The organism is Arthrobacter sp. NicSoilC5, from assembly GCF_019977395.1.
Lineage (GTDB): Bacteria > Actinomycetota > Actinomycetes > Actinomycetales > Micrococcaceae > Arthrobacter.
Window position 1 is genome coordinate 2,310,899 of the sequence record NZ_AP024660.1, and the last position, 13,022, is coordinate 2,323,920.

Below are 13,022 nucleotides of genomic sequence, written 5' to 3' on the forward strand. Positions count from 1 at the left end.
CTAGTCCGCAAGGATCTTGTAGAGCGCGCGGCGCAATTCGTCCATCTTTTCGACGGCGGCAGCCCGCTGTTCCCCGGTCACTCCGGCGCGGAACTGGTGGATGGCACCCATGAGCTTGGCGATGCTCTGATGGAAGTCCCGGTCCGCGCTGTCCGGTTCAGCGTTCCACGCGTTCTCCATTTCCTCCGAGTGTTCCGCCACGTAGGCGCGGCCTGCATCGGTGAGGGCAAACTCAGTCCCGCGGCCTTCGCTGAGCGCCTCAATCAGGCCCTCGTCCACCAGCTGCTGGAGCGTGGGATAGATGGATCCCGGGCTGGGCCGCCACACGCCGCCGGTCTTGGCGGCAATGGTCTTGATCAGTCCGTAACCATTGGACGGCGCCTCTGCCAGGAGTGACAGGATGGCCGCGCGCACATCACCGCGGCTGGCCCGCCGTCCGCCGCGTCCAAAGCCGGGGCCGAACCCCGGACCAAAACCCGGCCCGAATCCAGGGCCAAAACCAGGCCCGAACCCCGGACCAAAGCCTGGACCGCGGTGCCCATGGGGGCCGCGGTGGCCCCTCCCCCGCTCGAAGCGGCCTCTGCCGAACTCAGGGCCCGGTGGTTTGTCGTCGAATATGCCTTTCATGGTGGAATCGTCCTTTCATACTGTCGTGTTCGCTGCGGATTCAGCGATAGTTAACGATATGTCGGTAACTATCGCTGGTCAATGGTCTGGCGTGATCAAATCCTGACCTTTCCGGCTCTGGTTCGCTCCCCGGCGGGAGCGTATCCTGATCCCACCTTCGAGCGCGGGGGCTGAGGAATGGCAAGGAAGCGGAAGCGCAGGCCCGGTTTTGGGACAGTTCTGGGACGGATCCTGGGGTTCCTCGCAGCGAGTGCCATGTGCGGCGTGCTGGCGGCCAGCCTGGTGGTGCCGGCCGTGGCAGCCGCGGGCATGGGGGTCAGTTCCTCGATCGGATTCTTCGACAGCCTGCCCGCTGAACTGACCGTGCAGCCGCCATCGCAGGCCACCAAAGTCCTCACTTCCGACGGGCAGCAAATCGCCACCTTTTACGCGGAAAACCGCGTGAAGGTGCCGCTGGACCAGATGTCGCCCTTCATCAAGGAAGGCATTGTCGCCATCGAGGACAGCAGGTTCTACGAGCACGCCGGTGTGGACCCGCAGGGGATACTGCGGGCAGTGGTGTCCAACCTGACCAAGGGCGGCGAGCAGGGCGCGTCCACCATCACGCAGCAGTACGTCACCAACGTCCTGAACGAGGCGCAGCTTTCGCAGGACAGGCCGGACGCGGTGGTGCTGAACGGGCAGAAGAACCTGGGCGACAAACTGCGCGAAATGAAGCTGGCCGTCACGCTGGAGAAGAAGTACACCAAGGACCAAATCCTTGAGGGGTACCTCAATATTGTGTTCTTCAGCAGCAACGCGTACGGGATTGAAGCGGCGGCACGCTACTTCTTCAGCACCACCGCGAAGGACCTTACCCTCCCCCAGGCCGCCTTGCTGGCCGGGGTGGTCAACAGCCCCACCCTCTACAACCCGGCCACGAATCCTGATAAGTCGATCGTGCGCAGGAACCAGGTCCTGTCCGAAATGCTGCGCCTGCGCAAGATCACGCAGGCCCAGTACGATGCCGCCGTAGCCACCCCGATCCAGCTGAAGATCACGCCGCAGCAGCAGGGCTGCGCCAACGCTGCCATGGCGCCGTACTTCTGCGACTACATCTCCCATCTGATCCTGAACAATCCCGCCTACGGGCCCACCGAGGCTGACCGCGAACGGAAGCTTTACCGCGGCGGACTCACCATCACCACCACCCTGGACAGCAGGCTCCAGGCAGCCGCCCAGGCCCAGGTGGACGAAACGGCGGGCGCGAACCCGGACCGGTGGGCGGCCTCGCTGCTGACCCTGCAACCGGGCAGCGGCAAGATCCTGGCCATGGCCCAGAACACGGTCTTCCTCCCGCAACCAGGCAAGTTCGACACCAACCTGAATTTCAACGTGGATGCCAAGGACGCCCAGGGCAACGACCTGAACGGCGCCGGCGGGTTCCAGCCCGGGTCCACCATGAAGCCCTTTACCTTTGCGGAGTGGCTGAACGAGGGAAAGTCGCTCACCGCCGAAGTGGACGCCTCACGGCGGGTCTATCCTCTGGGGTTCCCGTGGAAGGACAGCTGCGGGAAGGTGCTGGGAGCGTACAGCACGGCCCAGGCCAACCCTGCCCTCGGCGCTGCCGATGACCTGCAGAATGCGGAGGACGGCTTCTACCGCCCAATGCCCGTCAATTACGGCCTGTACAACTCGATCAACACGGCCACCTTCGCTTCGGCATCCCAGCTCGACTTTTGCGGCATCCAGAAGATGGTGGACGCCGTAGGGCTGCACAGCGGCCTGGACAGCACCCCGGTCAACATGCATCAGCTGGGCAACCTCCTCGGCGGCACCGGCGTGGCACCCCTCACCCTGGCAAATGCCTTTGCCACCTTCGCCACGGAAGGCCGCTATTGTGCTCCCATCGCCCTGGTTGATGTCACTGATCCCTCCGGGGCAAAACTGCCCGCCCAGGCCCCCGACTGCCACGACGCCGTCAAACCCGACGTGGCTCGCGGCGTCAACTCGGTACTGCAGGACGTGCTGAAGAAGGGTTCCGGCGTCTGGATCAACCCGAAGGTGCAGGACAAGGTTCCAACAGCCGCCAAGACCGGAACCTCGAACAACAACGGGTCCACCTGGGTAGTTGGCTACACCAGTGGCCTGGTCACGGCGTCCTTCTTCGGCGATGCCCTCGAAGGCCAAAAGCGGGCGGGGCAGAACGTCACCATCAACGGCACGTTCTACCCCCGCCTTGACGGGTACATGATTGCCGGGCCGCAGTGGGCCAACTACATGCTCAAGGTGGCACCCCTCTACCCGGCGGGTCCATTCGCGCCGCCGCCCGCTTCGATGATTGGGCCCAATCCCAACTACAGGCCGTAGCCCGGCTGGCACTTCCATCCCGGCCAATGCCGCGTCGCAGCAGGTGTGCAGAAGGATTGGCGTGGCCCGCCGGGGCCAGAGCGGCAAGTACTACAACGCCTTGTGCGAGCTGTTCGGGAGCACAAACCCTTCCGCCTAGCCCGTGCCCTTCCAGAGGCGCTTCCACCAGGACCGCTCCGGCTCCGGCTCAGCAGGCGCCTCCACCGCGCGCGCGGTCCGGCGGCTGCGCCAGCGCTCCACTTCGTCCTCCACGTCCCGGGTCCTGGTGACCACCGGCGGGCCGCCCTGGAGCTGGCGGCGGGCGTCGATCACGCGCCGGTTGAAATCCTGCAGGATGTCGCGGACCTGCTGCTCGGTGTACTGGGCGTCCAGCCTGGCGTCGAGTTCGGCGTCCTCAGTGCGGAGCAGGATGGCCGCCGGGCCCAGGCCGCTGATGTTCTCCCGCTGGATCAGCCCCTTCACCCACCAGTCGGGATCGTACGATTCGCCCAGGCCCGGGATCGGCTTGCCCGCGTACTTCAGGTTGTCGAACTTGCCTTGCGCCATGGCGTCGCGGACCAGGTATTCCGCCCGGGCAGCATCGCTGACTTTTTTGCGCTTCTCCCGCTCCTGCGCGTCGAGGGCGTCCAGCGCGGCTTCCTCCTCGGCACTGATGCCGGCACCACGGTATGACCGGACTTCGGCCGCACGCTCCAAGCGCTTGCGGAAATCCCCTGCGCCGCCGCTCATTGCCACCACCGCCTCTCCTCGCTTGGCCCCCATCTTCCAGTATTCAACGGTGGGCTTGGGCGTTCAACGCCCAAGGTGGGCGGACGACGGCGGCGCGTCCCGCCGTCGTCCGCCCACCCGGCGCTGTGGCAAAGGGTGGTGGTAGGTGCGCTGTCAGGCGTTGGCGTGCTCGGCGAGGATGCCGTCCATCTGGCCGACCGCCTCCTTGAGTCCTTCCTCCATCCCCATCTGTATCATCTGCTCCAGCTGTTCCTCGGACTCGAAGGTGGACAGCATGGTCATCCGGGTCCGCTCCCCCAGCGGCTCCAGGGTCACCGTGGCGTGGCTGATGCCGAACTCCCCCGTGGGGTTGCCGTCGCTGTCCGCGAACCCGTCGTCGAACTGCAGCTCCCGCGGGGACTCGATGCTGGTGAACTCCCACCAGCCGTGCGCCTTGTCCCCGCCAGGTCCTGTCATGTAGTAGCTGGCCCGGCCGCCGGGAACAAAGTCATGCTTGTAGAAAGTGGCGGGATAGGTGGGCGGTCCCCACCAGCGCTCCAGCCGGCGCGGATCCTCGAAGAGCTGCCAGACCCGCTCCACGCCGGCGTCGAACTCGGCGACGAGGGTGAGGCTCAGGGCCTCCGGGTTCTTATCCGTACTGATGACTGTCATGGCAATGCCTTCCTAACCTTCAGCGAGAATGTCGGCCATCCGGGCGGCCCGCTGCCGCCAGATCTGTTCAAAGTCATCGAGCAGCCGCCGGGCGTTGTGCAGTCCTTCGTGATCGCCCCGCACGATCTGCTCCCTTCCGCGCTTTTCCTTGGTGACCAGTGATGCGCGTTCCAGCACCGCCACATGTTTTTGGACGGCGGCGAAACTCATGGCGTACAGGGCTGCCAGGCCGGACACGGAGTACTCGCCCACGGTGACCCGGCGGACGATGTCCCGCCGGGTGGAGTCGGCGAATGCCTGAAAGAGGCGGTCCGTTTCGGTCTCGCTTAGCTTTTCTACAACCATTTGGTTGTACGTTAGTCCCGCAGTGACGGCAGGTCAAGCGTTTTTCCTTCCTCCGGCAGCCCGGCAGCGCCGGCCGGTACCTTAGAGCCCATGAGCATTTTCCTTGCCGGGGCCGGCCCGGATCCGCTGGGTTTTCCGGACGTCTTTGACCGGTTCGTGGAGGATATCCGGCGGCACGCCGCACCGGGCCGGCCTGCCCGGGTCGCCATTGCCGTGCATCACCACGGCGGAAGCCTGCAGGAGCTGGTGGAGGCCTGCGCAGGCCCGCTCCGGCCCAGGCTTGACTGTGAGGTGGTGGCGGTGCCGCTGGCAGAAGGCAGGACGGCGGATCCGGCTGGGTTCAGCAGTGTGGACGGCGTGGTGGTGGGCGGCGGATTGACGCCGGCGTACTGGAGTGGCCTCCTCCCGGCGGCCACGGCCATCTCCGGGCTGGTGGCAGGGGGCGCCCCCTATCTGGGGTTCTCCGCCGGAGCCATGGTGGCACCAGCCCGCGCGCTGATTGGTGGCTGCCGGATCAACGGGGTGGATGTGTGCGGGGAGGAGTGCTCGGAGGGCCTGGACGCAGTGGACCTTCGGGAGGGCCTGGGGCTGGTCCCGTTCGCGGTGGACGTCCACGCCGCCCAGGCCGGGACATTGAGCCGCGCGGTGGGCGCCGTGGCAGCAGGCCTGGTGGAATGGGCGGTTGCCATCGATGAGGGCACGGCAGTGGTGCTGGAATCAGTCGGAGCCAGGGACTACGAGGTCATTGGCAGCGGCAACTGCTGGGACATCCGCACGGCAGAAGGCGGGGCGGCGGTGTCCGTGCGGACCGCCCGTTGACCGGACGGGGACCGCTGGTGGACGGCAGGGAGCCTGGGGCGCCGGCCTAGGCCTCGAAGTGCGTCTGGATGCTGCTTCCGGACAGCTGTTCAATCAGTTCCTTGGCCACGTCCCGCAGCTTCCGGTTGCGGTTGCTGGAGACCTTGGTGAGGATCTCCATCGCTTCTTCCTGGGAACACCGGTTCTGCGCCATGATGACGCCGCAGGCCAGGTTGATGGCGGTCCTGCTCTCCAGGGCAGCTTCGAGGTCGTCTGCCCGGTTCTGCGCGGTGTGGATGCGGACCGAGAGGTGCAATGTGTTGTGGGCGGCGGCGGCGAATCCCGCCGCTTTGTCGTAGACGTCTGCCGTGAACACGCCCGGCTTGGTGGCGAAGAAGTTCAGGGCAGCACTGGCTTCGCTGCTGATTTCCAGTGGCACGCCCAGGGTGCTCTGTACGCCCCGGCCTGCCAGTTCCTGGTTGTACTTGGTCCACCGGGGGTCCCGCGCGACGTCGTCGATCAGCACAGGTGCCATCTCACGCAACGCACGGATACACGGACCGTCCCCCAGCGCCTGCTCGATGAGGTCCAGTTCCAGGGCCCGGGCACTGCTGCCGGCCGCAGTGGTGGGCCGGCGCCGGAGCTTCAGGGTCACCGCGCACTCAATGTCGTCACCGGCAGCCGCGGATACTGCCGCTGCCGCCATTCCCGAGAGTCCGGACAGGAACTCCACGGCATTTTTAGCACCCACCAGGACCTCCTGGAGGTTCTGGACGGTCACATCGTCGGCAGGATTCAGCATGGGGTTCATCTTACGGTCGCCCGGCCCCCGCGCGGCAGCGGAGCGGGCATTTACGGGGGCTTAAGCTGAAGTCTCAGGGATCCGCTTGGACTTACGCACGACGAAAGGCTTCAGCAACTTATGGGGAAGGCACGCCAAACGGGCAGCCCGCTGCAGTCCGCCAGCGCCTCGACGCCTGCCGGGTCGCCGGCAGGCCCGAACTAGGAACCAGCCTGTGGGCTTCGATCCAAACGAGCCGGAACAACGGCGCCGGCTCCGGGCGGCCATGAAAGCCGCCGACATCTCCATTTCGGCGTTGTGGCTGAAGTACTTTGGCCTGTCCGGGGACGCGGGCGAATATGAAGTGGAGGCCTATCTGCAGGGGCTCCTCTCGTTGCCGGCAAGCCAGCGCGACCTCCTGGCACTGGCAGCGAACGAACTCATAGAGGACTTGCCGCGCCCCCGCGCCCCGTATTCCGATGACTTCTCCCGCCAACCAGGTGGTTCCCCTGCCGGGCGGTCAGATACGGGCCTGCCATCAAACACGGGCCAGTCATCAGACACAGGGCAGGCAGAGGATGCCTCCGGCCGGGGAGATGGGAACGGCCGCAGCTTCCTGCCGGACGCAGAACACGACAGTGACGGCGGGGCGGGGCCGGGGACGACGACACCCGGCCAATAGGCGGCCGGGCCGCGCGAAGGCAACCGGCCGCTATACCAGAAGGACCCCCAAGGGCGTAGTGTCAAACGTAGGAGATTTCGGGATGGCACCAGGATCCGGAGGTTGAATGCACGGGCCGAACGCGCCAAGAGCGGGCGGCCGCCAGCCAGGAAAAGCAATATCTGGCGCAATTATGGATCGAGGCCAGATGGCCGGGAACAATGCGCTGACCACCGCCGGGCCATTGGGACCGCAAGGATGAACGCCGACTGGACCGGGGACCCTGACCAACTGCAGGAAGCCGACGAGCAGCGAAGGGACGTGGCCCGGCGTTTCCGCGAGACGCAGCTACCGATGCTGAAACTGTGGACGTACTACTACGGCCTCGGCGGCGACGCTGACGAAATGTCATTCGACGCCTACCTCAACGAAGCGCTCCACCTTCCGGCCTCCCAGGTGGGATTGATTGCCACGGCCATGAGGGAACTGTCAGCGGGCGAGGACCAATGACCGGCAGTGACGGGCAGCCCTTCCCGGACCCCGACGAACTGCCGCTGGAGGCAGCAGAGCTGTCCTTGCAGCAACTGGTGCTGGAAAGCCCGGACATCAAGGCGTTCCTGACTGAACTGGCAATCCTGGCAAGTACGCGGCTGTCCGGCCCCGGGAACACGATCCACAGCGGCGTCACGGTGCTGCGGCACAAGCGGCCCCAGGCCGTAGCGGCAAGTGACGCTGCGGCGCGGGCCCTTGACGAGCTGCAAAACGGATTCGGCCAGGGCCCCTGCCTTACCGCGCTCCGGCAGGGAACCACCCTCCTTGTGCCGGACCTGTCCGCCGAGGACCGCTGGAGACCCTATATCCGGACGGCTGCAGCGCACGGCGTGTCCTCCATCCTCGCCGTCCCGCTGGACCTGGCGGGGGAGGCAGAAGCGGTGCTGAACCTCTACTCAGGCCGCAGCAACGGGTTCTCCGGCGAGGACGTCGCCACCGTGGAGTCGTTCGCGGCCCAGGCGGCCAGTTCCCTGCGGCTGATCCTGCGGATTTCGCAGCTCAGGGAAGCCAGGAATGACCTCACCGCCGCAATGCAGTCACGCACCGTGATCGACATGGCCGTGGGCGCGATCATGGCCCAGAACCGCTGCGACCGGGATACAGCCTTCAGCATCCTCACGCGGGCCTCGAGCACCAGGAACATCAAGCTGCGGGACGTGGCCGCCACGGTCATTACGTCGATTTCAGGGGAAGAGAGGATTACTGCCTACTTCGACGAGTAGCTGTGGCGCCGGTCACACGTGATGAGATTCACTCGCAACAAATGCGTGATTTGGTTGAGCAGGCCCGTCCGCCATGGGCACTATGGATAGGCAGGGCCGGAATATCCGCCCTTGACATCCTGGTGACGCAACGAGGCCCACCGGTGAGCGCAGGCCACCGACCCTCCGAGCGCGGACAGGCCATTGCCGGGGACACAACCGGCTTGACACAGGAAAGTACTGAACAATGACGTTTAACACTGCCGAATCCGTGACGCTGAAGATCTGGGACCGGACTTCCCTCCACGAGACCCTCGATTCCGCGGTCTCCGACCTCTCCGCGCGCCACAACACCACCACCTGCCGCATCGCCGTCACCTGCAGCGGACCTAACACCTTCACCTTAAGCGTCCGCGGGAACGAGCCGGCACTGGCCCTCTAAGCGGCCCGCTCGCACAGGGCGTTGACGACGGCGGGCCCAACCCGCCGTCGTCAACGCCCTTTTTGCTGCCCGGATCCGAAAGTGACGACGATCACACGAAAACCTGCGTGAGGTTTTCCGCTCCCGCTGCGTCTTACTTGTGAGGGCGCACGAGGCGCCCTGGAATCCAGTTCCAGAACAAGAAGGAGCGACGCAATGACCACGCAGACGCAAACCCCCGCAACGGTCCAGCAGAAGAAGACGGCTGCCGCCCCTGCCCATGAACTTTCCTCCGCCGCCGGCCACGACGGACGCGGACGCACCACGGTGGCGGACGGCGTGGTGGCCAAGATCGCCGGCATCGCCATCCAGGAGATTGACGGTGTGCACGCCCTGGGCGGCGGCGCAGCCCGGGCCCTGGGCAACCTTCGCGAAAAGGTTGGCCAGAAGGACCTGACCCAGGGCGTCAATGTCGAGGTGGGCCAGACCCAGGTTGCCGTTGATGTGACCCTCGTGGTGGAGTACCCGCACCCCCTCCAGCAGGTGGCGGACAACGCCCGCGACGCCGTCTACTCCGCCGTGGAGGACCTGGTGGGCATGGAGGTCACCGAAGTCAACATCACCATCACGGACATCCATGTTCCGTCCGATGGTGAGGACTCGGACGACGTCGACCGCGAACCGAGGGTTGCATGACCCCGGTGGTTGCCGGGACGGCCGCCGGAGCCGTCCTGGCGCTGGCCGCCCTGGCCTTCGGATTCTGGGGCTTCCTGCTGACGGCGCTCTTCATGGGAACAGGAGCCGTACTGGGAAGGGCCGCTGAAGGCCGGCTGGACCTCGGCGCCGTGCTGGATGCCCTGCGCGGCCGCCGCTCGTCAACGTGACCACGCAGGCGCACACCCGCCAGGGCCACACCCGGATTGAGCAGGCAGCGCTGCGCCACGCCCTGGAAGCGGTGGCGGCCGGTGCCTTCAGGGTCCGGCCGGAGGACGTGTCAGCCACACTGCAGGACGATGCGGGAAAGCTGGGTGTGGACCTCCTGGTGCGGCTCCCGCCGCCCCCGTTGCCCGGACCGTCCGCACTGCAGGGACCGCCGGGACAGGGACAGCTCCCAGTGCTGGAGCGCGCAAGCATCGCCCGGCTGAGGATTTCCTCCCTGGGCCAGCAGATCACCGGGCTGCAGTGCGGCCGCATCAACATCCGCCTCGGAGCGGGAGGCCGGGCCGTCCGCGAGGACCGGGTGGACCAGCGGGTGGACCAGGCAGACCGTTCAGACCGTTCAGACCGCAGATTGGACAGGAGGAAACCGTGAACCAAGGACGCATCACCAAGCGGATCATCCGCCGGGAAACGCACTCATCGCGCGCCGGATTGTCCGTCCTTACCGCAGTCCTGCTGCTGGTGGCGTGCCTGTGGCTGGGAACCGAAAGCGTCCTGTCGCTGCTGGGGCAACCTGCGCTGCTGGCATCCCCAGGCCATCTCGCATCGCTCGTGGCAGCTGTTCCAGAGGCCGTCCTGCCCGCGGGCCTGGTGGCCGGCGGAACCGTCGTTGCCCTGGCCGGTGCCGCCCTGCTGCTCGCGGCGGTCAAGGGCGGGCGCCGCGGCCGGCGTGCCATGCTCAGCGGCCGCAGCGCCTTGGTGGTGGACGACGAAACAATCGCTGCCGCCATCTCACGCAAGGTGCGGCTGGCCGCCAACCTGGCCCCCGGGCAGGTGGCCACCGCCGTGGCCCGCAACCGCGCTCTGGTCCACGTCCACCCGACGTCGGGCATGACCCTGGACCCGGCCGTCCTCACGGCGGCGGCAGCCGAGGAAGTGGCATCCCTGCGCCTTCAAAAAACCATCCCGGCACAAGTCCGGGTTGCCACGGAAGGAGCGGTCGGACGATGAACAGCACCAACAGGGCCATGAACAGGCTCCTCCTGGCCACCGCCGGGCTGGTGCTGCTGGCGGCGGGCCTGCTGGCCGTGGGAGCGGGACTGGTTCCCGCTGTCCGGGAACAGTGGAATGCCGTTGCCACTGGCCTGGTGGAACGGTGGCAGGCCTTGCTTCCCACCGCACCGGCACCGGAGCCCCTGGGCAGTTGGTGGTCCCTCGCCCTGCCCGCGCTGCTGCTCCTGGGTGCGGCGGCAAGCATCTTCTGGTTGACGCGGCAGGGCGGCGGCCGCACCGGCACCGCCGCCAGCGAACAGGATCCGGAGTCCGGGGACACGGCAGTGGACGTCTCCTACCTGGCCGCAGCGGTGGACGAGGCCCTGAAAGGCAACCGGGCCGTCGTCGGAAGCTCCCTGACAGCCTGGCGGGGCCGCACCAAACGGAACACAGCCCCTGCCCTCCGGCTCACGCTGCAGGCCCGCAACGGCGCCTCCCCCCGGGAGGTCGCGGACCTGGCGGAGGACCTGGTTGGCGCGATTGACGCGCTCCTGGGTCATCACCCCACTGTTCTGGTCCGAATAGGAAGTGGAACCAGGACAAAGCTGGCCCGCGCACACCGCGCCGGCTGAGCAGAAACAGGAAACACAACGGAAGGAATCACCATGGGACTCGACGACAAGCTCAACAATGCAGCCACCAACCACCTCGGCGCAGCCAAGGAAGGTGCAGGGAAACTGACCGGCAACGAGGAACTGCAGCGGGAGGGCCAGCGGGACCAGGCCCAGGCCAAGCTGCAGGAGGCCGGCGAAAAGGTCAAGGACGCCGCCAAGGGCATCGGCAGCAACCTCAAGGACGCGGCGGCCAAGGTCAAAGAGGGCTTCAGCAAAGAGTAGGCAGTCCCCCTGCGGCAGGCCCGCTCCACCTCCGAGGTGGGCGGGCCGTCCTGCCGCCCGTCAGGCGCTCGCGCCGATAGTGAAAGCAGAAACCGGTGATACGTTTACCCTTGGTGCGGGACCAGTTGGACGTGGTCCCCGATGCCATCCTGGCAGGCAGGGCAGCCGACGGCGACACGGCGGCTTTCGAGTCCCTGGCCCGCCGCTATGGTCCACACATGCGGGCAGCCGCCCGGCGCCTGACGGGTTCGTATGCGGACGCGGATGACGTGGTGCAGGAAGTGCTGGTCCAGGCGTGGCAGCAGCTGGACACACTGCGCGAACCCGCTGCAGTGAAGGGCTGGCTGCTGCGGCTCACCGGCAGCCGCAGCATCGACCTGCTGCGGAGGCGCCGGAACCACGCCAGCCTCACCACGGCGGACGGGGAGGCGCCGGCGGATACTGTGTCCCCGGGCGCAGGGCCGGAGACAGCTGCCGTGGCCGGCGCCGGCATTGGCTCCCTCAAGGCTGCCCTGGCTGCGTTGCCCGAAGAGCAGCGGCGCTGCTGGATCCTGAAGGAAATCAACGGCCAAAGCTACGAAGAGATTGCCCGGACCCTGAACATCAGCCCAGCCAGTGTCCGGGGGCGGCTCGCCCGGGCCCGGATTACACTGGTCCGCGAAATGGAAGATTGGCGATGAGCATGCCCAACGACACGTTCGAGTGCGGCCACACGCTCGAGGAACTCAGCCTCTACCTGGACACCGGTGAATTCCCCGATCCGCCCCACCTGGAATCCTGCCCGGAGTGCCGCAACGGCCTCGACTCCCTCCGGCGGCTCTCCGCGGCCGGCGACGAACTCTTCGCCACTGACCTGGCAGCTGCCGGCAGCGGCACCGACGACTGGCTGAAGGACATCCTGGCAAACCTGGCGCTGGAACTGCGGCCGGGACGGAGCATCCCGCTGAGCTCCGACGATCCCGCGGACACCCTGTCCGAAACCGAGGGTTCCATCGTTGCCCTGGCCCGGTCCGTGGCGGACAGCCAGCCGGGAGCAGTGGCCGGCAAGGTCCGGCTGGAGGGAGACGTCACCGTTCCGGGCAGCCCTGTGGCGGTCCGGCTGGACCTGGCGGTCCTGTTCGGCCATGCGCTCATGGCCAGCGCCGCGTCGCTCCGGCAGGATCTGGCCGAGGCGCTGGCCCGCCACACCGAGCTGAACATTTCGGCCATCGACATCACCATTACCGACGTCATCGACGCACCACGGGAGGAACCGTGACCACCGCTCTGCAGCAGGCCATTATGGCGGTCGACGGCGTCACGGAAGTCTTTCCCGCCCGGACCCTGTGGCAGCGGCTTCCCGGCCAGGCGGCATCCCTGCTGCAGCGGAACAACGCCGACGCCCCTCCGCTGGTAGAGGTCCGGGAAGACGGCGGCCGCACCGAGGCAACTGTCCGGATCGGCGTCAGCCCGGACGCCTGGACGCCGGAAGTGGTCCGCGCCGTGGCTGCCGCCGTTCGAAGCCATTTGGCGCCGGGCAACGTCGCCGTCCAGGTCACGGTGGTACGCATCGCGGCCGGTTCGCCGCCCGCAGGCCGGGAGGGCTGACCTCGTCCAGTCACCAACCGGCGTAGCATTCGTCAGGTACACCCAAACGACG

Annotated in this window: 19 protein-coding genes and 1 pseudogene; 15 read left to right on the forward strand and 5 right to left on the reverse strand. The window is 66.8% G+C overall.

What is annotated here, in order from left to right:
* On the reverse strand, positions 1–627 hold the full coding sequence (locus tag LDO22_RS10840) for a PadR family transcriptional regulator (RefSeq protein ID WP_224027087.1): 627 nt from the start codon (positions 625–627) through the stop codon (positions 1–3).
* A 177-nt stretch (positions 628–804) separates the two neighbouring features.
* On the opposite strand from LDO22_RS10840, the gene LDO22_RS10845 reads away from it, so the two are divergent.
* Positions 805–2,976 (forward strand): transglycosylase domain-containing protein, encoded by a 2,172-nt coding sequence (locus tag LDO22_RS10845; RefSeq protein WP_224027088.1) that lies wholly within the window; start codon positions 805–807, stop codon positions 2,974–2,976.
* Positions 2,977–3,111: 135 nt separating this feature from the next.
* On the opposite strand, the gene LDO22_RS10850 is transcribed toward LDO22_RS10845, so the two are convergent.
* The 3 genes from LDO22_RS10850 to LDO22_RS10860 all read right to left on the reverse strand — a co-directional run bounded on the left by LDO22_RS10850 (position 3,112) and on the right by LDO22_RS10860 (position 4,701).
* Positions 3,112–3,705, reverse strand: coding sequence for a DUF1992 domain-containing protein (locus tag LDO22_RS10850; RefSeq protein WP_224027220.1), 594 nt, complete (start codon positions 3,703–3,705; stop codon positions 3,112–3,114).
* A gap of 153 nt (positions 3,706–3,858) precedes the next feature.
* Entirely contained in the window at positions 3,859–4,356 is a 498-nt protein-coding gene (locus tag LDO22_RS10855) for an SRPBCC domain-containing protein (protein ID WP_224027089.1), read from the reverse strand.
* Positions 4,357–4,368: 12 nt separating this feature from the next.
* Entirely contained in the window at positions 4,369–4,701 is a 333-nt protein-coding gene (locus LDO22_RS10860) for a metalloregulator ArsR/SmtB family transcription factor (protein WP_224027090.1), read from the reverse strand.
* Positions 4,702–4,791: 90 nt separating this feature from the next.
* Here LDO22_RS10860 and LDO22_RS10865 point away from each other — a divergent pair, with 90 nt between their 5' ends.
* The gene (locus LDO22_RS10865; RefSeq protein WP_224027091.1) at positions 4,792–5,520 is read left to right on the forward strand and encodes a Type 1 glutamine amidotransferase-like domain-containing protein; all 729 of its coding nucleotides are present in this window, start codon (positions 4,792–4,794) and stop codon (positions 5,518–5,520) included.
* A 46-nt stretch (positions 5,521–5,566) separates the two neighbouring features.
* Here the strand turns inward: LDO22_RS10865 and LDO22_RS10870 are convergent, their stop codons facing one another.
* The gene (locus tag LDO22_RS10870) at positions 5,567–6,301 is read right to left on the reverse strand and encodes a GAF and ANTAR domain-containing protein (protein WP_224027092.1); all 735 of its coding nucleotides are present in this window, start codon (positions 6,299–6,301) and stop codon (positions 5,567–5,569) included.
* A 214-nt stretch (positions 6,302–6,515) separates the two neighbouring features.
* Between LDO22_RS10870 and LDO22_RS10875 the strand changes: the two are divergent.
* From LDO22_RS10875 to LDO22_RS10935, 13 genes and pseudogenes are all read left to right on the forward strand, one after another.
* Positions 6,516–6,767, forward strand: a pseudogene (locus LDO22_RS10875) (hypothetical protein); the annotation flags it as partial.
* A gap of 432 nt (positions 6,768–7,199) precedes the next feature.
* Entirely contained in the window at positions 7,200–7,451 is a 252-nt protein-coding gene (locus LDO22_RS10880; protein WP_224027093.1) for a hypothetical protein, read from the forward strand.
* Positions 7,448–8,215, forward strand: a complete 768-nt coding sequence (locus LDO22_RS10885; RefSeq protein ID WP_224027094.1) for a GAF and ANTAR domain-containing protein — start codon at positions 7,448–7,450, stop codon at positions 8,213–8,215. Before LDO22_RS10880 ends, LDO22_RS10885 begins: the two co-directional genes overlap by 4 nt.
* Before the next feature lie 226 nt (positions 8,216–8,441).
* Positions 8,442–8,636 (forward strand): hypothetical protein, encoded by a 195-nt coding sequence (locus tag LDO22_RS10890; RefSeq protein ID WP_159630557.1) that lies wholly within the window; start codon positions 8,442–8,444, stop codon positions 8,634–8,636.
* Positions 8,637–8,831: 195 nt separating this feature from the next.
* Positions 8,832–9,311 carry an Asp23/Gls24 family envelope stress response protein gene (locus tag LDO22_RS10895; protein WP_224027095.1) on the forward strand — a complete coding sequence of 160 codons (480 nt, stop codon included), beginning with the start codon at positions 8,832–8,834 and terminating at the stop codon, positions 9,309–9,311.
* Complete coding sequence (locus LDO22_RS10900; protein ID WP_224027096.1) at positions 9,308–9,499, forward strand: DUF2273 domain-containing protein; 192 nt, start codon at positions 9,308–9,310, stop codon at positions 9,497–9,499. Before LDO22_RS10895 ends, LDO22_RS10900 begins: the two co-directional genes overlap by 4 nt.
* Positions 9,496–9,927 (forward strand): hypothetical protein, encoded by a 432-nt coding sequence (locus LDO22_RS10905; RefSeq protein ID WP_224027097.1) that lies wholly within the window; start codon positions 9,496–9,498, stop codon positions 9,925–9,927. Before LDO22_RS10900 ends, LDO22_RS10905 begins: the two co-directional genes overlap by 4 nt.
* Positions 9,924–10,505, forward strand: coding sequence for a hypothetical protein (locus LDO22_RS10910; RefSeq protein ID WP_224027098.1), 582 nt, complete (start codon positions 9,924–9,926; stop codon positions 10,503–10,505). The genes LDO22_RS10905 and LDO22_RS10910 overlap by 4 nt, the downstream gene beginning before the upstream one ends.
* Positions 10,502–11,119: a hypothetical protein gene (locus LDO22_RS10915; protein ID WP_224027099.1), complete on the forward strand. Its 618-nt coding sequence runs from the start codon at positions 10,502–10,504 to the stop codon at positions 11,117–11,119. Before LDO22_RS10910 ends, LDO22_RS10915 begins: the two co-directional genes overlap by 4 nt.
* Positions 11,120–11,152: 33 nt before the next feature.
* Positions 11,153–11,383 (forward strand): CsbD family protein, encoded by a 231-nt coding sequence (locus LDO22_RS10920; RefSeq protein ID WP_224027100.1) that lies wholly within the window; start codon positions 11,153–11,155, stop codon positions 11,381–11,383.
* Between the two features lie 113 nt (positions 11,384–11,496).
* On the forward strand, positions 11,497–12,063 hold the full coding sequence (locus LDO22_RS10925) for an RNA polymerase sigma factor (protein WP_224027101.1): 567 nt from the start codon (positions 11,497–11,499) through the stop codon (positions 12,061–12,063).
* On the forward strand, positions 12,060–12,641 hold the full coding sequence (locus tag LDO22_RS10930; RefSeq protein WP_224027102.1) for an Asp23/Gls24 family envelope stress response protein: 582 nt from the start codon (positions 12,060–12,062) through the stop codon (positions 12,639–12,641). The genes LDO22_RS10925 and LDO22_RS10930 overlap by 4 nt, the downstream gene beginning before the upstream one ends.
* Complete coding sequence (locus LDO22_RS10935; RefSeq protein WP_224027103.1) at positions 12,638–12,970, forward strand: hypothetical protein; 333 nt, start codon at positions 12,638–12,640, stop codon at positions 12,968–12,970. The genes LDO22_RS10930 and LDO22_RS10935 overlap by 4 nt, the downstream gene beginning before the upstream one ends.
* The last annotated feature ends 52 nt before the right edge of the window (positions 12,971–13,022 follow it).